General features: G+C 60.6%; 16 protein-coding genes. 14 read left to right on the top strand and 2 right to left on the bottom strand.

What is annotated here, in order from left to right; genetic code table 11:
- The first annotated feature begins 7 nt into the window (after nucleotides 1-7).
- From tssF to tal, 14 genes are all read left to right on the top strand, one after another.
- Nucleotides 8-1,798, top strand: coding sequence for a type VI secretion system baseplate subunit TssF (tssF, locus tag IEV54_RS03535; RefSeq protein WP_150277211.1), 1,791 nt, complete (start codon nucleotides 8-10; stop codon nucleotides 1,796-1,798).
- Nucleotides 1,762-2,787: a type VI secretion system baseplate subunit TssG gene (gene tssG, locus IEV54_RS03530; RefSeq protein ID WP_150277212.1), complete on the top strand. Its 1,026-nt coding sequence runs from the start codon at nucleotides 1,762-1,764 to the stop codon at nucleotides 2,785-2,787. The genes tssF and tssG overlap by 37 nt, the downstream gene beginning before the upstream one ends.
- Entirely contained in the window at nucleotides 2,784-5,369 is a 2,586-nt protein-coding gene (gene tssH, locus IEV54_RS03525; protein ID WP_150277213.1) for a type VI secretion system ATPase TssH, read from the top strand. The genes tssG and tssH overlap by 4 nt, the downstream gene beginning before the upstream one ends.
- Before the next feature lie 34 nt (nucleotides 5,370-5,403).
- Nucleotides 5,404-6,954, top strand: coding sequence for a sigma-54 interaction domain-containing protein (locus tag IEV54_RS03520; RefSeq protein WP_150277482.1), 1,551 nt, complete (start codon nucleotides 5,404-5,406; stop codon nucleotides 6,952-6,954).
- A gap of 48 nt (nucleotides 6,955-7,002) precedes the next feature.
- A complete protein-coding gene (locus IEV54_RS03515; RefSeq protein WP_150277214.1) occupies nucleotides 7,003-7,137 on the top strand; it encodes a type VI secretion protein in 135 nt (44 codons plus the stop codon).
- 19 nt (nucleotides 7,138-7,156) lie between these two features.
- Nucleotides 7,157-8,362: a type VI secretion system-associated FHA domain protein TagH gene (gene tagH, locus IEV54_RS03510; RefSeq protein ID WP_150277215.1), complete on the top strand. Its 1,206-nt coding sequence runs from the start codon at nucleotides 7,157-7,159 to the stop codon at nucleotides 8,360-8,362.
- Between the two features lie 5 nt (nucleotides 8,363-8,367).
- Nucleotides 8,368-8,862 (top strand): type VI secretion system lipoprotein TssJ, encoded by a 495-nt coding sequence (gene tssJ / locus IEV54_RS03505; RefSeq protein ID WP_150277216.1) that lies wholly within the window; start codon nucleotides 8,368-8,370, stop codon nucleotides 8,860-8,862.
- Between the two features lie 3 nt (nucleotides 8,863-8,865).
- The gene (gene tssK, locus IEV54_RS03500; protein ID WP_150277217.1) at nucleotides 8,866-10,197 is read left to right on the top strand and encodes a type VI secretion system baseplate subunit TssK; all 1,332 of its coding nucleotides are present in this window, start codon (nucleotides 8,866-8,868) and stop codon (nucleotides 10,195-10,197) included.
- 4 nt (nucleotides 10,198-10,201) lie between these two features.
- Complete coding sequence (gene icmH / locus IEV54_RS03495) at nucleotides 10,202-11,116, top strand: type IVB secretion system protein IcmH/DotU (protein ID WP_150277218.1); 915 nt, start codon at nucleotides 10,202-10,204, stop codon at nucleotides 11,114-11,116.
- Between the two features lies 1 nt (nucleotide 11,117).
- A complete protein-coding gene (gene tssM, locus IEV54_RS03490) occupies nucleotides 11,118-14,657 on the top strand; it encodes a type VI secretion system membrane subunit TssM (protein WP_150277219.1) in 3,540 nt (1,179 codons plus the stop codon).
- A complete protein-coding gene (locus IEV54_RS03485) occupies nucleotides 14,657-15,388 on the top strand; it encodes a PP2C family protein-serine/threonine phosphatase (RefSeq protein ID WP_150277220.1) in 732 nt (243 codons plus the stop codon). Before tssM ends, IEV54_RS03485 begins: the two co-directional genes overlap by 1 nt.
- A gap of 17 nt (nucleotides 15,389-15,405) precedes the next feature.
- A complete protein-coding gene (locus IEV54_RS03480; RefSeq protein ID WP_150277221.1) occupies nucleotides 15,406-16,380 on the top strand; it encodes a serine/threonine-protein kinase in 975 nt (324 codons plus the stop codon).
- Nucleotides 16,381-16,476: 96 nt separating this feature from the next.
- Nucleotides 16,477-17,517: a tRNA dihydrouridine(20/20a) synthase DusA gene (gene dusA / locus IEV54_RS03475; RefSeq protein ID WP_150277222.1), complete on the top strand. Its 1,041-nt coding sequence runs from the start codon at nucleotides 16,477-16,479 to the stop codon at nucleotides 17,515-17,517.
- A gap of 38 nt (nucleotides 17,518-17,555) precedes the next feature.
- Nucleotides 17,556-18,503 carry a transaldolase gene (tal, locus tag IEV54_RS03470; RefSeq protein ID WP_150277223.1) on the top strand — a complete coding sequence of 316 codons (948 nt, stop codon included), beginning with the start codon at nucleotides 17,556-17,558 and terminating at the stop codon, nucleotides 18,501-18,503.
- A gap of 21 nt (nucleotides 18,504-18,524) precedes the next feature.
- On the opposite strand, the gene rssC is transcribed toward tal, so the two are convergent.
- Both rssC and IEV54_RS03460 read right to left on the bottom strand, forming a co-directional pair.
- Nucleotides 18,525-19,007: an anti-sigma factor antagonist RssC gene (gene rssC, locus IEV54_RS03465; protein WP_150277483.1), complete on the bottom strand. Its 483-nt coding sequence runs from the start codon at nucleotides 19,005-19,007 to the stop codon at nucleotides 18,525-18,527.
- Nucleotides 19,008-19,009: 2 nt separating this feature from the next.
- Nucleotides 19,010-20,197 carry a PP2C family protein-serine/threonine phosphatase gene (locus IEV54_RS03460; RefSeq protein WP_150277224.1) on the bottom strand — a complete coding sequence of 396 codons (1,188 nt, stop codon included), beginning with the start codon at nucleotides 20,195-20,197 and terminating at the stop codon, nucleotides 19,010-19,012.
- Nucleotides 20,198-20,326 lie beyond the last annotated feature (129 nt).

Here is a 20,326-nt window from a genome sequence, read left to right as displayed (position 1 = left end):
GCTGTAAATGTCCTTCAATCATTACTACCAGAGCGAGCTGACAGCCCTGCGTCAACTGGGCAAACGCTTTGCCGAACGCAGTCCGGCGCTGGCCCCGTTTCTAGGGCAGAGCGGTCGTGATCCGGACGTCGAGCGGCTGCTGGAGGGCTTTGCGTTTCTCACCGGGCGGCTGCGGCAGAAGCTCGATGATGAGCTACCCGAGCTCACCCATTCATTGATGTACCTGCTGTGGCCCAATTACATGCGGCCCCTGCCGGCATTCAGCATCCTGCAGTTCGAATCCCTGGACAACCCCGGTGCAGCGATCATGGTACCGCGCGGCACACCAGTGGAATCACGGCCGGTCAAGGGCGTGGCATGTCGCTTCCGAACCACCTCGAACATCGAGCTGACCGCGCTGAACATTCGTCAGGTGGACTACTCGGTCAAGGGTCAGGGCGCATTGCTCAGCGTACAGATGGGCATCAATGGCGGCGCGCGTCTGGTCGACCTCAAGCTCGACCGGCTGCGTCTGCACCTTGCCGGCGAGCGCTACGTCAGCCAGACCCTGTACCTGAGCATGATGCGCCACCTGGAGGACATCCGGATCGTGCTGCTCGACACCCAGGGCAAGCCGCTCAAGGACAGTTTCGGCAAGGAGGTTGCGCCGCTGAAAATAGCCGCAGACCAGTTGCAACCGGCGGGTTTTGCCGAAGACGAGGCGCTGGTCCCCTACCCGGTCAACACCTTCCGCGGTTACCGCTACCTGCAGGAGTATTTCGCTTTCCAGGAGAAATTCCTGTTTGTCGACCTGCATGGCCTCGGCGTGCTGCACAGCGTGCACGAGGACCTGCTCAAGCGTGCCGGCGGCTTCGAGCTGCGCTTCGACCTGCGCCAGACCAGCGCGCAGCGCATCCAGCCCAGCGTCGACAACATTCGCCTGCACTGCACGCCGATCGTTAACCTGTTCTCCCACGATGCCACCCCTATCCGGCTCGATGGACGGCAGGACAAGTACATGCTGCGCCCGGCCGAATACGACACTGCCCAGTGCGGCGTGTTTTCGGTAGACCGGGTGACCGGCTGGAAGCCCGGCGGCATGGGCTACGAGGAATACGTACCGTTTGAATCCTTCGAGCATGACGCCAGCTTCGACTTTCCTGAAGCACGGCCCTATTACAGCCTGCGGCAGAACCCCTCGTTGCTGAATGACGGTATGGATACCTACCTGAGCTTCGGCCAGCGCAGCCTGGAGATACACGAAACCTTGTCCGTCGAGCTGACCTGTACCAATCAGAATCTGCCCCTGGAGCTCGCCCTCGGGGACATTTGCCGAGCCAGCGAAGGTACACCCGAGTTCCTGCGCTTTCGCAACATCAGTGCCGTGACCCCCCATTACGCGCCGCCACTACACCAGGATTTTCTCTGGAAGCTGATCAGCAACATGTCGCTCAACTACCTGTCGCTGGCCAATGTCGACGCGCTCAAGGTCATTCTGGAAACCTACGACCTGCCCAGGCACTACGACCAGCACGCCGCCAAGGTCAGCCAACAGCTGCTCAACGGCCTCAAGGCGATCCAGCACAAACCGGTGGACCGCCTCTATCGCGGCCTGCCGATTCGCGGCGTGCGCACCGAACTGCACATGGACAGCGACGGCTATCTGGGCGAAGGCGATCTGTTTCTGTTCGCCTCGATCCTCAATGACTTTTTCGCACTCTACGCCAGCCTCAATTCCTTTCACGAGCTGGTCGTCAAAAGCACCAAGGGAGAGCTTTACCAATGGACACCACGCATGGGGCAACAGCCCCTGCTCTGACCGAGCTGAGCCGCGGCATTCGCGAGTACAGCCTGTTCCAGGGTGTACTGCTGGTGCTCGATCGGCTCCGGGATGCTCATCCGGACCTGGATGACACCCGGCTCTATCAGTTGATCGAATTCCAGGCCAACCCGAGCATGGGGTTTCCCGGCAGCGATATCGAGCGGGTGGAATACTTCCGCGAGGGCGGCAAGCTGCGTGCGCGGCTACGGGTCAACCTGATCAGCCTGTTTGGTGCGGGGTCGCCCTTGCCCGCGTTCTATGGCGAGCAGGCACTGGGTGATACTGCCGATGGCAATCCCACGCGGGACTTCCTGGATCTGTTCAACGACCGGTTGCAACGTCTGCTGCTGCCCATTTGGCAGAAGTATCGCTATTACTCGCGCTTTGCCAGTGGCGCCCGGGACCCCTTTTCCTCGCAGCTGTTCTCATTGATTGGCCTGGGCGGCGACGCCATCCGCGACCAGCCCGAACTGAACTGGAAACGGCTGCTGCCCTACCTGGGCCTGCTTAGCCTGCGGGTGCAATCGGCCGCGCTGATCGAATCGGTATTGCGCTATTACTTCTCCCACGCCTCGATGCATATCGAACAATGCATCGAGCGTCAGGTGAGCATCCATGAGGGTCAGCGCAACCGCCTCGGACTGGCCAATAGTGCCCTGGGCGAAAGTCTGGTGCTGGGTAATGAAGTGCGTGATCGCGGTGGCAAATTTCGCGTGCATATCCAGCAACTGAGCTGGGAACGCTTCCACGAGTTTCTGCCCTCCGGTACCGGCTACAGCTCCCTGTGCGCCCTGGTGCGTTTCACTCTGCGCGATCCGCTCGACTACGACATACGGCTGCAATTGCGCCCCGACGCCATCCGCGAACCCCGTCTGGATGCGACAACCCCCTGCCTGCTCGGCTGGACCAGTTGGCTTGGCTGTGGCAATGCCGACGCCGCGGTCACCCTAAGCAGCACACCCCATCAAGGACCGATAAACCCATGATCAATGTTGATCTACAGCAACTGGTGCAGGCACTTGACCCGGCCACCCGCCAGGATCTGGAAACCGCGGCCCAGCGCTGCGTCACGCGCAATGGCACCCAGGTACTGGTAGAAGACCTGCTGCTGTGCCTTCTGGAGCGCACCGACAGTCTGCTCAACCGGGCCCTGCTGGATGCCGAGCTGGCCCCCGGCGACTTCGCCGAAGCATTGCAGCCGCGCAGTGAAGACAGCGCCTCGCGCAACCCGGCCTTTTCCCTGGAGCTGGTGCAGTGGCTGCAGAATGCGTTGCTGGTAGCCAATCTGGAACTTGGTCGCACGCAGGTCGATCAGGCAGCGCTGATCCTCGCCCTGTTACGCGAGCCGGCCCGCTATGCCGGCAGCCATCTCTATCCGTTCCTCACTGCGCTCAATGCCGAGCGCCTGTTGGGGTTTGCCCGTGCTTCCCACGCTGAAACCCTGGGGGTGCCGTCACCCGCCGGCACCGGCTCGGCGCTCGAGCGCTTTACCCACAACCTGACTCGACAGGCCCGCGAGGGCAAGCTGGATCCGGTGTTGTGCCGCGATGCCGCTATCCGTCAGATGGTTGATATTCTCGCCCGTAGGCGTAAGAACAATCCGATCGTGGTGGGTGAAGCCGGGGTGGGCAAGACTGCAATCGTCGAAGGCCTGGCCCTGCGCATCGTCGCCGGCGAAGTGCCGCACACTCTTCAGGGAGTGGATCTGCGTTGCCTGGACCTGGGCCTGTTGCAAGCCGGCGCCAGCATCAAGGGCGAATTCGAGAAGCGTTTGCAGGGCGTGATCGACGAGGTAAAAGCCTCGGTCACACCGATCATTCTGTTCATCGACGAAGCCCACACGCTGATCGGTGCCGGCGGCCATGCCGGCAGCGGCGATGCGGCAAACCTGCTCAAGCCCGCGTTGGCCCGTGGCGAACTGCGCACGATCGCCGCCACCACCTGGGGCGAGTACAAACGCTACTTCGAGAAAGACCCGGCCCTGGCGCGGCGCTTTCAGCCGGTGCAACTGCATGAACCCACGGTGGATGAGGCCACCACCATCCTCCGCGGTCTGGCCGGCGTGTATGAACAAAGCCACGGCGTCTATCTGCGCGATGACGCGGTGACTGCCGCTGCACAGCTTTCGGCGCGCTATCTCACCGGCCGTCAGCTCCCGGACAAGGCTGTGGATGTACTGGACACCGCCTGCGCGCGGGTGCGCATCAGCCTGGCCGCCGCTCCGGTAAAACTGGACAGGCTGCGCAACCATATCGCCGAGCAGCAGCGCCAGCACCAGGCTCTGTTTCGGGACTACCAATCGGGCCTGGCAGTCGAGAAATCAGCGCTCAATGATCTGGAGGCTTCGCTGGCACAGGCACGTACCGACGAGCAGGCGTTGCAGGAGCGATGGAAGCTGCAGCGCCGGCTGGTCGAGACACTGCTGGAACTGCGCAAGCAGTGCGCAGACGCCCGGCGCGACGAAGCCGAGTCCGCTCCTGCATTGGACGAACTGGAAAACCAGCTCAAGGCTACCCAGCAGGAATTGCATCAGGCGCAGACTGAAGAAAGACTGGTCAGCCATGAGGTGTGTCCGCGTCTGATCGCCGAAGTCATCAGTCACTGGACCGGCGTGCCCTTGAGTCAACTGGCCCGTGAACACAATGCCGGGGTAGCGCACTTCGCCCAAGACTTGGGAGCGCGACTGCGTGGCCAGAATCAAGCCATTGTGGCCCTGGATCGCGCCATGCGCGCCAGCGCTGCCGGGCTTAATCGCAGCGACGCGCCCGTTGGTGTGTTCCTGCTGGTCGGGCCCAGCGGCGTCGGCAAGACCGAAACCGCCCTGGCACTGGCTGACCTGCTTTACGGCGGCGAGCGCTTTCTCACCACTATCAACATGTCCGAGTTCCAGGAAAAGCACAGCGTCTCGCGTCTGATCGGTGCGCCCCCCGGCTACGTCGGTTTCGGCGAGGGCGGCATGCTGACCGAGGCAGTGCGGCAGAAGCCCTATTCCGTGGTGCTGCTTGATGAGGTGGAAAAAGCTGATCCCGACGTGATGAATGTCTTCTATCAGATCTTCGACAAGGGCGTCGCCAATGACGGGGAAGGTCGGGAAATCAACTTTCGCAATACGTTGATCCTGATGACCTCCAACCTGGCCAGCGAGCAGATTCTGCACCTGTGCCAGAACGGCCAGCGACCCGACGCCGAACAACTCGAGCAGGCCATCCAGCCGACCCTCAGCCGGCATTTCAAGCCGGCGCTGCTCGCCCGCATGCAGATAGTGCCCTATTACCCGGTAGCCGACAGGGTGATGCGCGAACTCATCACCCTGAAGCTCGCACGCTTCGCTCAACGCCTGCAAGGCCGCGATGTTGAGTTCACCCATTGCCCCGCTCTGGTCGAGCATTTTGTCGACCGCTGCACCCAGGGGGAAACCGGCGCTCGTCTGATTGACCGGCTGATTGACCAGCAACTGCAGCCACTGGCGGTGGACCGGCTTCTCGCCGCAATGGCCAGCGGCAAAAGTGTGCAACGGGCCCACGCGACCTTGAATGCTGAAGGAGCCGTGACCTGTGAATTCGCCTGATCTGTCGTCTGCTGTTTCGCCGGACTCATCCCGGATGTTTGCACGGATGGCAGACCCGCTGCGTTATGCCCAGGCGCTGCTTGAACGCTACGCCCTATTCGCCGGCATGACCAGCCGGGACCGGCTGCTCGGCGGCCTGGTCGAAGCCGTTGCAGTACTCAGCGAATCCCAGCTCAGCCAGCTGTATCTGCTGGATGAGACCCACACGCGCCTGACCCTGTGCGCGGAGTACTGTGACGGAACGCTGCAACCGGTGAGTTCTGCCAGTGTGCCCAGCGACTACACCGACGCGCATCTGCTGCAATACTGCCTGTGTCAGGACCAGACGCTGAGCCTGGCGTCCCTGGAGAGCAGCCTGTTCGCTACCGATTTTCTGCCGGCAACCAGCAACCCGTGGCGCAGCTTGCTGTGCCTGCCCCTTAAAAATGACCAAGGTCATGTGATCGGGCTGCTGCTCTGGGCAAATCAACGGGCGCTGGACATGCAGCATTACAGCGACTCACTGGGCCACCTGGGCAATTTTGTAGTGGCCCAATTGCAGTTGTTACAGAACCTGCGGGCACGGCCGATCGACGAACCCCAGACCAGTCTTGCCACCAAGGCCATGCCCCGCGGTTATGGTCTGATCGGTGACAGCCCGCCCATGCGCGCGGTCTATCAGTTGATCGGCAAGGTGCTGCATACCCCAGTCAGCGTGCTGCTCACCGGCGAAACCGGTACCGGCAAGGAATTAGTCGCACGGGCCATCCATGATTGCGGGTCGCGGCGCAGTCAGAACTTTGTAGTACAGAACTGTGCGTCTATCCCCGACAACCTGCTTGAATCCGAACTCTTCGGTTACCGCAAGGGCGCCTTCAGCGGGGCCGATAGCGACCGGCCCGGTCTGTTCGATGCGGCCGACGGGGGTACCTTGTTCCTCGACGAGATCGGCGACATGCCGCTGTCGTTGCAGGCCAAGTTGTTGCGGGTCCTGCAGGAAGGCGAAGTACGACCCCTGGGCAGCATGCAGACGCACAAAGTGAATGTGCGGATTATCGCCGCCACCCATTGTGACCTCAGGGCCCAGGCTGAGCGGGGTCTGTTCCGCGAAGATCTGTTCTACCGCCTGGCCAGTTTCCCGATCGAACTGCCGCCCCTGCGCGACCGCGGCGACGACATCCTGCACCTGGCCCGCCATTTCGCCGCCAACGCCTGCGCATTCCTCGACCGGCCTGCCTGCCGCTGGACCGACCCAGCGCTGGAGCAACTGGCCGGATACGGCTTCCCGGGCAACGTGCGCGAGCTCAAGGGCCTGGTCGAGCGCGCCGTGCTGCTCTGCGAAGGCAACGAGCTGCTCGCCGAACATTTCAATCTCGAAGCCAGCCCCACCAGCAATGTCCGGTTGAGCCTGCGCGAGCGCATGGAGCGGGTCGAGCGCAACCTGCTGGTCGACTGCCTGCGCAAGAACCTCGGCAACCAGACCAGCGCAGCCAATGAGCTCGGTCTGCCTCGCCGCACCCTGTTGTACCGCATGCAGCGGCTGAACATCAGTCCTGCCGAGCTGAAACTCGCAAGGGAGAAGCTGCATGCCCAGTCTGCCACCTGATCGCCGAAACCTGGCGGAAGCCGCCACCCAGTACCCGAGGAAACCGATATGAAGTACGCAACTCTGTGGTCCGCCGCCCTACTGATGCTCGCGATAAGCCTTGCCGGCTGTTCGGCGAATCACAAATTCAATGACGACGAGTACCGCCCCCTGGGCGACCCCAAAGCGACGCGTGACGAATGAACGCAAGGAGCACTGCAGCATGGAACTGATAATGGACCTGGTCGGTAACCAGCAATTCGTCACCGACACGCCCGTAAGCAAGACCTTCAGACAGGCCGGAGGCATGATCGGCCGGGCCGAGGAATGCGACTGGGTCATCCCCGACCGCAAGCGCGTGGTGTCCAGCCGGCACGCCGAGGTGAGTTTTCACGAGGGCTCCTTCTACCTGACCGACACCAGCAGCAACGGCATACTGCTCAAGGCGACCAACACCCTGCTCCCCAAAGGCCAACCCCAGCGTATTGAACATGGCGCGCTGTATGCCTTCGGTGACTTCGACATCCGCGCGAGGATCATTCAGGATCCCGCGGTGTTCAGTCAGGACTTCGGCAAGCCGCAGCCCGCCGGGAGCATCATCCCGGACGACGCCTTCCTGGACCTTGACCCCCTGGCCGCGCTGGACCAGCAGGAGCAGCTCTACGCCGAGTCCGAAGAGCTGGACCTGCTCAACCAACATGCCGGGAGTGACACACAACAGGCTCAGGACCACGCGCGCATCGACATGGTCAACCTGACCGTGCCCGAGCTGGTCGAGCCGCCAGCACCTCCGGTGCAGCAGCGCCCTGCCCCGGCACCCGCGGCCACGCCACTCGCCGACGGGTTCTGGACTCAGTTCAGCGAGGCTCTGGGGATGCCCCTGGACGATATGGACGAGACACAACGTCAGGCCGTCGCTCTGCGCAGCGCCAGGCTGCTGCGCCAGAGCGTCGGCAACCTGCAGCAGAGCCTGCGCAACCGCAACGAACTCAAGGCAGAACTCAAACTGGCTACCACCAGCATCGAGGGCGGCAGCAGCAACCCGCTGAAATTCTGCGCCAGCGCCAATCAGGCGCTGAACGCCATGCTGCGTCCGGGCGTTACCGGGCAGATGCCTGCGGAACAGGCAGTAAACCGCGCGTACCGCGATCTCCAGGCCCACCAGGTAGCCCTGATTGCTGCCAGCCGTGCCGCGGTCAAAGGCATTCTCGAACATCTTTCGCCAGAACAACTGACCCTGCGATTCGAGCGCGAAAATAAATCCAGGCTGAGCACCGCGGGAAGCCGCTGGCGGGCGTATACCCACCTCTATCAGGCTCTGCAGCGCGAAGAGGACTGGAGCCAGAAGCTATTTGCCCGCGACTTCGTGATGGCCTACGAAGAGCAGATTCGACTGATTGCCACCCTGAACACCGACCTCCAAGGATGATATCCATGAAACGCTTGAACACCCTCGCGTTCTGCCTTTGCCTGCTTGCCCTGGCCGGCTGCTCGACCCTGTCGCCGTACTCTGATCTGACCAAGCTGGACCTGACGCTTGAAGGCAGCGCCGAACTCAACCCGGACTTGAATGGACGCCCGTCGCCCATCGTATTGCGTCTTATGGCGCTCAAGCATCCGGTCGCCTTCGAGAACGCAGACTTTTTCTCCCTTTATCAACGTCCACGCGAGGCCCTGTCCCCCGACCTGATTACTGTGGAAGAACTGGAACTGCGTCCTGGCGAGACACGCAAACTGAAACTCTCCGTGGAAGAAGGCACGCGCTATGTCGGCCTCGTTGCCGCCTACCGCAATCTGCCGGAAACCAGTTGGCGCTACGTCATACCCGTGGACGAACAAGAGACAACACAGATCGACCTGGCGCTGGACGCTGAAGGCATCCGGGAACTGCGCACCGACGAGCAAGACAAGCGCAAGGACAGGGACTGAACCATGAGTAACCAGAAAGTTGTCTGGCAGGAAGGGATGCTCCTGCGCCCGCAGCATTTCCAGCAGAACGATCGCTATCATGATCATCAGTTGAAAGCCCGCACCTGCCGCCTTAACCGTTTTGGCTGGGGCTTCTTCCATCTGGAAATCGATACCCAGTTTCTCGGCATGGGCAAACTGGTTATCAGTGAAGCCAGTGGTGTCCTGCCCGACGGCAGTCTGTTCGAGATCGGCAATGGCCGCGAGCCCCTGGCCATGGATGTGCCCGCCAATACCAGCAACACACCGGTTTACCTGGCGCTCCCACTGGTGACCGGCAACCACGTCGAGACCCGGCGTATAGAACAGCGCGACGTGCTTGCCCGCTTCACCAGCCAGGAGGTTCAGGTCGCCGACTCCAATGCAGGAGATAGCAGCAGCAGCCAGGTCAGCTGCGGGCTGCCGGATTTCCGGCTTCTATTAGGCGAGCAGCACAATGAGAATGCCTATGTGAAGCTCAAGGTCTGTGATGTGCTGGACACTACGCCCGACGGCGTTACCAGCCTGGATCCGGACTATGTGCCAGCCTGGCTGTATTTCCATTCCAGCGCCTTTCTCGAATCCTGCCTGACCGAAGTGATCAGCATGCTGGCTCACCGCGGCGATATTCTGGCCGAACGCATCCGCGCCACCGGCAAGGTCAGCGGCGCCGAAGTGGGCGACTTCATGATGTTGCAACTGATCAACCGCTTCGAGCCGGTGCTTCGGCATCTTCAGGGGGTCGAGCAGTTGCATCCTGAACAGGTCTATCGCGAGTTTCTTGGCCTGCTCGGAGAGCTGTCGACCTTTGCCAGCGAGAGCAAGCGCCCGCGTCTGGATAGCCGCTACCAGCACAACGACCTAGGACAGAGCTTCCGCAAGCTGATGGATGCGATCCGCCAGGTGTTGTCGATGGTGCTGGAACAGCACGCCGTCGAGTTGGCGTTGCAGCAGCGCCAATATGGCATTCAGGTGTCGCCGTTGCAGGACCACAAGCTGCTCGGCAGTGCGTCCTTTGTGCTGGCGGCGAGCGCCGATTGCGACTCAGAAGAGCTGCGCCGGCGTCTGCCATCGCACCTGAAGATCGGGCCGGTGGAACGCATCCGGCAACTGGTCAATCTGCATCTGCCGGGGATCAAGGTCAAGCCGCTGCCCGTAGCGCCGCGGCAGATCCCTTTCCACTCAGGCAAAACGTATTTTGCGCTGGAACTCAGTGCCGAAGAGCTATCCCAGCTGGAGCGCTCGGGTGGTTTCGCCTTCCACGTGTCCGGAGATTTCTCCGGACTTGAGCTGACTTTCTGGGCCATCAGGAGCTGAACGCATGATCAGGGAAATGGACTACAGCCAGGATGACCACACCGTCATCCTCAATCGCCAGGGAAGCGCAGCGGCCCAGAGCACGTTGACCGACTTCGCGCCTCCACCGCAGAAATTCGACAAGCTTGAGGAGCGGATGGTCTATGCCGCCCGCCTGCGCCCCACCGAGGACGTGAACCTGGGGATCAACCCTCTGGTGGCGGTGGCATCGGCGCTCCTGTCAGAAATCGTGCGGCTGCAACAGAGTTACGAGCGCGAGGATCTGTACATCCTCAAGGATCGCCTGACCTCCGAAATCAAACGCTTCGAACACCGCGCCCTGCAGGAAGGTGCCGAAAGCAGCCAGGTCATGGCAGCCCGTTACGTGCTCTGTACCGCACTGGATGAAGCTGTGGTCACCACCCCTTGGGGGAACGAGAGCGAGTGGTCGCAGATGAGTCTGCTGAGTAGTTTCCATAACGAGACATTCGGCGGTGAGAAGTTCTTTCAGCTGTTGGAGCGACTCTCGCGAGACCCGGTGAAGCACCTGCCCATGCTCGAGCTGATGTACATCTGCATGTCCCTGGGTTTCGAGGGCAAATACCGGGTGCTGCCACGGGGCATGCTGGAGCTGGACAACATCCGCGACAGTTTGTATCGCCAGATCCGCCAGCTGCGGGGTGACGTGCCACGGGACATCTCGCCCCACTGGGAAGGGCTGCGTGAAACCCGGCGGCGGCTGGTGCGCATCGTCCCCTGGTGGCTGATCACCCTGTTCACCCTGATCTGCCTCGGGGTGATCTACGGGGTATTCACCTGGATGCTCAATGAAGAGCGCGCCGGTGCCATCGCGCCATTCGAAGACAGTCTGCAAATCGAACAGAGCATCGACAGCACTGCACCAGCGGCTGATGCCAACGCCTTGTCAGGGATGAATTGAAATGAAGAACTTTCTTATCAATGTCGGTCGTTTCTTCCGACGCAACTGGGTATGGAGCTTGTGCCTGGTGCTCCTGTTGACCTTGCTGGTGTGGTTTGTCGGCCCGCTATTGGCGGTCAATGATCATCGCTTCTGGGCTTCATCGAGCAGCCGTTTGCTGACTATCAGCTTGCTGTTTCTGGCCTGGGGCCTGGCGATGGTATTCGTCAGTTGGCGCGGTAATGTACGCAAGAAAGCCAACGAAGAGGACGCCGATTACCAGGCGCGGCAGCAGCGGGAGCAACTGGTCATAGAAGAACACATGGCGCTGCACAGCCGTTTCCGCGAGGCCCTGCGTACTCTGCGTCGCTCCAGCCTGTACAGCGGCCACAGCGATCGCCGCCGACGCGAACTGCCCTGGTACCTGGTAATGGGCCCGGAAGGCGCCGGCAAGACCAGTCTGCTGGATTTCTCCGGCCTGGAGTTCCCGCTCAACAAGGGCGACAAACAGCGCCTCACCCGGGATGTCAGCAGTACGCGCTATGCGGACTGGTATTTCGCCGAGCACGCCATCCTGATCGATACCGCGGGCCGCTATCTGACCCACGACGACCCCGAGGTGGATGCCGCCGGCTGGCAAAGCCTGCTGGGCCTGCTACGCAAACGCCGCCCACGTTCGCTCAACGGGGTGTTGATCAGCGTACCGGTCGGCCTGTTGATGAGTGGCTCGGAACTGGAGCTGGAGACCCTGGCACGCCAGACCCGCCAGCGCCTGCACGATATCAATCAGCGTCTGGGCGCCGATGTGCCGGTCTACCTGGTCGTCAGCAAGGCAGACGAACTGGTGGGTTTTGATGAATTTTTCGATCAGCTGTCCCGCGAGGAAAGCGACCAGGTGCTGGGAGTCAGTTTCCGCAAGGGCCAGAACAGCACCGACATTCAGGTGGTGCGTCAGGAGTTCGAAGAGCTGATGCGCCGTCTGAACAGCCAGGTGGTCATGCGCATGCACCAGGAGCGCGACAGCCAGCGCCGTGGTCGCATTCTCGATTTCCCCCTCCGCCTGGGGCAGATCGAAGAGCGCCTGGGGCTGTTTATCGAGCTGGCCTTTTCCGGTAACCGCTACCAGCGCGCCAGCCAGTTACGTGGTTTCTATCTGACCAGCGCTCCGCAGGTGATTGCCGCAGCCCGCGCTCAGCACGGCTCCCTGGGTCAGACGCCGAGTAAAGCACGTGGCAGCCTACCCACCTTCCATGCCAGCCACGGTCGCTTCATCAACAATCTGCTTAGCCGGGTCATTTTCCCCGAGTCAGATCTGACCGGACTCGACCAGCGCGAGGTACGCCGCATCAACTGGGGTCAGCGGGCTCTGTATACGGCCGCCCTCGGCTGTCTGATCGTATTCGGCGTGGTCTGGGGCAACAGCTTTTCGAGTAACCATCAGGGCCTTGAACGCTTGCAGAGCGTAGGCCAGGCGCTGAACCGCCACAAGGCGCTGCTCAGCGATGAGGACGACGCCCTGGGGATATTGCAAGCGCTGGATATCAGTTACGCCGCAACCAGAGTCTTCCCCTCAGAGGATCAGGTCGTGTGGACACAACGCGGCGGACTCTACCAGGGCGAAAAGGTTGCCCCCGCCTTGCACGCGGCCTATCGAGCCGACCTGGAACGCCTGCTACTGACCCGGGTCGGCCAGCAACTCGAGCAGCAGATCAACGACAACCTGACCAATCGCGAGAGTTTGCTCGGCAGCCTGCGGGCCTATTTGATGCTGAATCTGGAAGATCGCCGCGATCCGGTTTTCCTGCAGGACTGGATGGCCAGGGCCTGGTCCTTGGGCTACCCCGGAAACACCGAGGCGCAAAAAGGCCTCAACCGACATTTTGCTCGACTGCTCGGCGACGATTTCACGCCCTATGCGCTGAATGATCGCCTGGTAGCCGACGCCCGGGCGGAACTGCGCAGTGAGTCACTCGCCACGGTGGTCTACCGGATGCTGCGCGAACAGGCCGCCAGCCTCCCTGATTACCGGCTTGCCCAGCATCTGGGTCCACAGGCAGCCTTGCTCACCAGCAATGACAATATCATCCCGGGCTTTTTCACCCGTGATGGTTACAGCCAGACGTTCATGGCCGAAGGTGGTGATCTCGTACGCGAGATCCTGCGCGACAACTGGGTCCTTGGAGAGAGTGATGAGCTCAGTGTGGCTGACCTCAACCGGCTCATGGTCGAGATGGAGCAACTGTACTTCGAAGACTATGCCGGACAATGGGCTGACGCCCTTTCCCGCTTGCATATCGAACCACTAGGCAGTGCGACCGCGGGGGCCAATCAACTGGCGGGCCTCACCGCAGCCAACTCGCCTCTGCTGATGCTCCTGACCGAAGTGCGAGAAAACACCCTGCTGGCGGGCATGCTAGATGCCGATGTGTCGGCCAAGGACCTCACCGGCGCAGCGCAGTCTGCCGGCGTATCCCTGGGACGAAAAGGCCGCCTGGCGGCCATCGCCGCCGAGGAAGCTCAGTCGGTAGCAGCCCAGAGCTTGCCGGCGACCGCACGCAAGAACCTGCAGCGTCAGTTCGAGCCACTGCACCGCCTGCTCGATGAACAGGGGGCTCCCGGTTCCGAGCTCACCAGCACAATGCAGGCGCTCGACGGCTTGAAATTACAGCTGACGACACTCGCCCAGGCCAGCGTGCCGGAGCAGGCTGCATTCAACATGGCCAAGGCGCGAATGCAGGGTCGCCGTGACGCTATCAACCAGCTACGAAACAGTTCCAGCAATCTGCCGCAGCCTCTGGGCGCCTGGATGGAGAACCTCGCTGAGGACAGCTGGATGCTGGTGTTGGGCGATGCCTACACCTATCTCAACCAGCGCTATCGCAGTGAGCTGTTCAACTCCTACACCAGCTCCCTGGGGAAGCGTTATCCGTTTGTCATCGAAAGCGAAAGCGATGTCGTACTGGCGGACTTCCGCGAATTTTTCAAGGAACAAGGCACCGCCGATGTGTTTTTCGACAACTACCTTAAAGCCTTTGTCACCGATAGCAGCGGCGCTTTCAATCTCCGCTGGGTGGATGGCCGCGCCCTGCCGCTATCACGGGAGTTTCTCGCGCAGATGAGCAAGTTGCAGACCATCCGTCGCAGCTTCTTTGCAGAGAACCCCAACGAGCCGCAGATCCTGTTCAAGCTGGAACCGCACTCACTGGACTCCAGCTTGGGACGAGCCAACTTCCGGTTTGGCGCCCAGAACATGGAATACCGGCACGGCCCGATCATCCAGACCGCTTTCCGCTGGCCCGCCAATGATGGTGAAAGTCGCACCAGTTTGACCGTGGAGGACCTGGGTGGCCGGCGTGTGGGAATCGAACAGAATACGGGTCCCTGGTCATTGTTCCGCCTGCTCGACATGATGGAAGTCGCCCACCATACCGACCGCGATGTGCTGATGCTCAAGGCCAACCTGGGGGGCCTGCGGGCCAATTACCTGCTACACAGCCAGCGCTCGCCGAACCCCTTCGATCTGAGTCTGCTGCGCGACTTTTCGCTGCCGGCTCGCCTGTGATGGCCGAGGTGGGAACACGCTGGAAAAGTGCAGCACGCACCGATCGCGGTAAAGTGCGTGCCCGCAACGAGGACGCCGTGCTGGCTCTTCCCGAGCGAGGCCTCTGGCTGGTCGCCGACGGCATGGGCGGCCACCAGAATGGCGCGCTGGCCAGCAGGCTGATCGTAGAGGAAATCGTCGAGTTGCCCGAGGGTGGCAGCCTCGATGACCGGCTGCTGGATGTGCGTGATTGCCTGTATCGCGTCAACCGGTTGCTCGGTCATGAGATCACCATGACCGCAGACAAACCTGACAGCATCATGGGTAGTACCGTGGTCATGCTATTGGCCCAGGGTGAGCGCGCCATATGCGTCTGGGCGGGAGACAGCCGCGGCTACCTCTGGCGCAGCGGCAAGCTCTACCAGTTGTCGCGGGACCACTGCCTGATGCAGGAGTTGATCCAGGAGCAGCAGCTCAGTCCCGCCGAAGCGGCCAGCCATCCCTCAGCCAGGGCGCTGACCAGGGCCGTAGGCGCCAGTGATGATCTGCTGCTGGATATCGTCGACTTTACCATCTACCCCGGTGACACCTTGATGCTCTGCAGTGACGGGCTCTATCAGGACCTGTCGCGTGATGACATCAGCGACGCTCTCAGCCTGGAGTCCACCGAACGGGCCCTGCATAGATTGTTTCGCCAGGCCCTGAGCGGCCCCGCGCGGGACAACATCAGCGCCGTGGTAATCCGCCCATGAGTATTTCGGAGTCCCCCATGATCGAATCTGCCCAGCAACCGTCTTCTGTCCTGACTCGATTGGCCGACAGTCCGCAGCATCGGGTGGCGAACGAGAAAACCCACCGGGTCTGCGAACTGCCGGAGCTGCTCTGCAAGCGTTACAAGATTGAGCGTCTGCTCGGCGTGGGCGGCATGGGCGCGGTCTACCGCGCGCGGGATCTGCTACGCGAACAGTATGGCGATCCCGACCCCTATATCGCCATCAAGACACTGAATGAAGAGTTTGCCGAGTATCCCGACGCCAGCGCCCTGCTCTATACCGAGTTTGCACTGACCAGCCGGCTGCGCCATGGCAATGTGATTCGCCTGCATGCCTTTGATATCGATCCCGCCAGCCAGCGCGCCTTCTTCACCATGGAAGAATTGAAGGGGCCTACGCTGGACCAGTTGCTGGAGCAGCACCCTGACGGGTTGCCCTGGCTCGAATTTCGCAGTGTTGCCCTGCCGTTACTTGAAGCACTGACCTGTGCACACGAGATGGGCGTCCTGCACGGTGACCTCAAGCCCAGCAACGTCATGCTCGCGCGCGATGGGTTGAGGCTATTTGATTTCGGTTTGGGCCAGCCACTCAAGGGGCTGCTCAATAGCCTGCCCCGCCTGAGCCGCAAGCGTATTGCTGCCTGGACGCCACGCTATGCAGCCCTGGAATTGCTTAATGGTGAGCCACTGACCACGGTTTCGGATATCTACGGCATGGCGTGCATTCTTTATGAGCTGTCCAGTGGCATACACCCCTACAGCCGCCTGACCGCCAAGCAGGCGAAAGCCATGGAGCAGGACAAAACCCTGCAAAAACCGGCAAAGCTGCCCGCCCACTGCTGGCCAGCCCTGCGCACCGCCCTGGCCTTCGACAAGGAAAACCGGGAGATAGATGCGCAGAGGTTGCTTGATGCTTTTACTGCGCCCCGACCGAGTTTGCTCCGGCGAATCTGCAGCCGCAGGCCAGGATGAATGATTGGACTTGTGCGCCACAGTGGCGATGGCTGGTGTTGATTCAATAGCCGATTCAGGCACAATACCCGGCCACGTCACAACCCGATTGCCGTCATGACCACTGTCCCCTCCACACCTGTTCTCCGTCGCCCCGGCCCGTCCAGGCGCTTCTGCGTGGCGCCGATGATGGATTGGACGGACAGGCACTACCGGTTCTTTGCCCGGTTGATAAGCCAGCACGCGTTGCTCTACACCGAGATGGTCACCACCGGTGCCGTCATCCACGGCGATCGTTCACGCTTTCTCGGCTTCAACACCGCGGAGCAGCCGCTAGCCTTGCAGTTGGGCGGAAGCAACCCGGCTGAGCTGGCGACCTGCGCAGCCCTGGCCGAAGAGGCCGGTTTTGCCGAGGTAAACCTGAATGTGGGCTGCCCCAGCGATCGGGTGCAAAACAATATGATCGGCGCCTGTCTGATGGCCCATCCCGGTCTGGTGGCCGAAGGTGTGAAGGCCATGTACGACGCCTGCAGCATTCCGGTCACGGTCAAACACCGGATCGGTATCAATGGCCACGACAGTTACGAACAGCTGCGCGATTTTGTCGGCCAGGTCCATGAGGCTGGTTGCGATACTTTTATCGTGCATGCCCGTATTGCGATTCTCGAAGGGCTTTCCCCCAAGGAAAACAGAGACATACCGCCGCTGCGTTATGAAGTAGTGCACCAGCTCAAGGCTGAGTTCCCGCATCTGGAGATTATCCTCAACGGTGGACTGACCGATCTGGACGTGATGCAGCAGCATATGACCGCGCTTGATGGCGTGATGGTGGGCCGTGAGGCCTATCACAATCCCTATCTTATGGCTGACGTAGATCGACGTTTTTACCGCGACGCCAACGCTCGCCCAAGCCGTATCGAGGTACTGCAGTTACTGCGTCCCTATATAGTCGCTCACTTGGAACAGGGCGGGGTAATGAACCACGTAACCCGTCACATTCTGGGCCTTTTCCAGGGCCTTCCAGGGGCACGACATTTCCGTCGTCAATTGAGCAGCGCCCTGCACCAGACAGATGATCCATTGGCGCTTTACGATGAGTTGCTGGCCGACATGACGCAACGGCTGGAGCCTCGGGATTGCCCGCGCCAGCAGGCTTGAGTTAAGGTCAGAGGATATATCCAGAGGGTCTGTCCACAATGCCAAGCAAACTCGAAAGCCTGCGAAAACATACGCAGATCGTTGCCGACACCGGCGACATAGAAGCCATCCGCAAGTTACAACCGGTGGACGCCACCACCAACCCCTCACTTATGCTCAAAGCGGCCCAGCAGGAGACCTACAGTGCCATGCTTGATCAGGCACTCAAGGCTTCGGCCGGCAGTTTTGACCCGGTCGCCGATGCCTGCGACGCCTTTGCTGTTGCCCTGGGCGCGGAAATCACCAAGCTGGTTCCAGGTAGAGTGTCGACCGAAGTCGATGCCCGTCTGTCCTTTGACCGCGCCGCCACTCTGGACAAGGCGCGCCGTCTGATAGAGCGCTACGAAGAAGCAGGCATCACCCGTGACCGCGTACTGATCAAGATCGCTTCTACCTGGGAGGGCATTCAGGCTGCTGCCGAACTGGAAAAGGAAGGCATCCAGTGCAATCTCACGTTGCTCTTCTCATTTGCTCAAGCACAGGCTTGCGCAGATGCCGGCGTCTATCTGATTTCGCCCTTTGTCGGGCGCATCTACGACTGGTATAAAAAGAGTGAAGGTCGCGATTTCCAGGGGATGGAAGATCCTGGCGTGCAATCAGTAGCGCGTATTTACCGCTATTACAAGCAGCACCAGTTCGTCACCGTTGTCATGGGCGCCAGCTTCCGCAACAGCGGGCAGATTGAAGCCTTGGCCGGCTGCGACCGCTTGACTATCAGCCCCGCCCTGCTGCAGCAATTGGCGGAGGATGAGGGTGAATTGCAACCCTCGCCAATCCTCACACAGCCGTCTCAGGACCCACTCAACGCGTTGACTGAAAGCACCTTCCGCTGGGCACACAACGAAGATGCCATGGCCACGGAAAAACTGGCCGAAGGCATCAGGGCTTTTGCGGCAGATCAGGTCAAGCTCGAGCAATTGTTGCGTCTGCGTATGGTGCAGGCCTAGGCAGAAAAATCCAGCACCATATCAGTTGGATTCCAGCGCGCTGACCAGGTCGCGGAAAGCTTCGCGGTTATGGTCGTTGAGGTCCATCAGAATGCGATGGGCCTCAAGCACTTTATCCTTTACCAGGTCCTCCGAAAGCTCCTGACCCGGCAGATCGGCCAGCTCGGTCTCGGTGGGAGTTATTTCGGACACGATATTGAATACCTGATCGAATCCCATGCTTTGCAAAAGCCGGTTCATGTCATCCTGGGTAGACACCAGGGTAGGCAGAAACCCGACCTTCTCTCGAGACAGGATCGATAGCTTGGCCAGTAGGCCCAGGGAGGTACTGTCTATGCCGTCGGTTTCGGTCAGATCAATGATGATGGCGTTAAACGTCAGAACACTGAATATCTTTTCGATATAAGCATCCAATGCGGCGCACAGGGTCAACCGCACATCACCGATGAACTTGAGAACGAACGTGCCTTCGGACTCTGCAAACTGGATCTTGCCAGTAGTCATCATTAGCGGTTCCTGCTCAGTACCATGAGTGAAATGTCATCCGGCATTACCTTGCCCGGCTGCAAGCCGAAACTACCCAGCAGCGCCTGCATGTTGCCTTCGCACTTTTCTACCATCGCTGGCAGATGTGCTTCCTTGTTTCTCAGGGTAGTCCCTTCCACGCAATCGAGCACGCCGTCAGAGCATAAAACCAGACTGAAGGCAGTTGGTAGATCAATCTTGTGGTTTTCATACTGCGCGTCGACGAACAAGCCCACCGGCTTACCTTTACCCTGCAGGTAGGTGGCCTGACCGTTGGCATAGAGCAGCGGTAATGGCAGATGCCCGCCGATGCTATAGGTCAGGGTGTTATCGGTTTCGTCAATTACTCCGCCAAGCATGGTCACGTGTTTGCCAAGTTTGCAGCTGATCAGGCCACGATTGATGTGCCCAAGCACATCAGACGGCAAGAACGCGATGGGGCTGCTGTCACCCTGGCGTCGCTGTTCATAAAGCAGCCGGGTTGTCATGAACTTGAGCAGGACGGTAGCGAACGCGGAGGACGCCCCGTGGCCCGAAACATCAGCCAGATAAAATGCGAGCTGCGTGTCGGATATCCGGAAATAGTCGACAAAATCTCCAGAAAGATACAAGGACGGTATGATTCGCCGCTCGAAGGTGTACTCCCCGCTGACCCAGGGTGATTGGGGCAACATGTTCAGCTGCACCTGATGCCCGGCGGCCTGATCATCCTTGAGCTCCTGCAGACGATTCTCAAGCTCGCTGTTGGCCGCCTCGAGCCGCTCGCGAATACGGCGATTTTCAATACGCAGGCGACTCTGATCCAATGTCCGCTTGACCACGAGTTCGACCATTGCGATATCGAGCATCGGCTTGATCAGGTAGTCCTGGGCGCCGGCACGCAACGCCTCGACTGCCTGGGGCATCTGAGTAGAGGGAGCAATCACGACCAGCGATGCATCCGCGGCTGCCGAAACGGCCTGCAGCACGGATGCAAAACCCTCGGGTTCGGCCAGATGCAGATTGCACAGAACCAGCTCGGGCCGTTGGGCGGAGAACTGCTGCAAGCCGTCGGCCGCGCTCGCGGCCTGCAATACTTCAAAGCCGCAGTTCTGCAATCGAGTGGCGATATTCTGCCGGAAAGCGCTGTCATCATCGATAACCAGCAAGGTCGTGCCAGTAAGCTGCATAGAGTCCCTACGTCAATGCGCGACAGCTCAGCGGGCTGCGGGCCACAGGGTGTGTGTCGAAGCCAGATAACCTGACGTTTTCAAGGGCCAAACAGTACTCCCATCCGCCTGCCCAGGCAACCGTCATGG

Origin of the sequence: Halopseudomonas salina (assembly GCF_014637955.1) — a bacterium.
Lineage (GTDB): Bacteria > Pseudomonadota > Gammaproteobacteria > Pseudomonadales > Pseudomonadaceae > Halopseudomonas > Halopseudomonas salina.
Note: the sequence above shows the minus strand (reverse complement) of the source record. Positions and strands in the feature narration are given on the sequence as shown.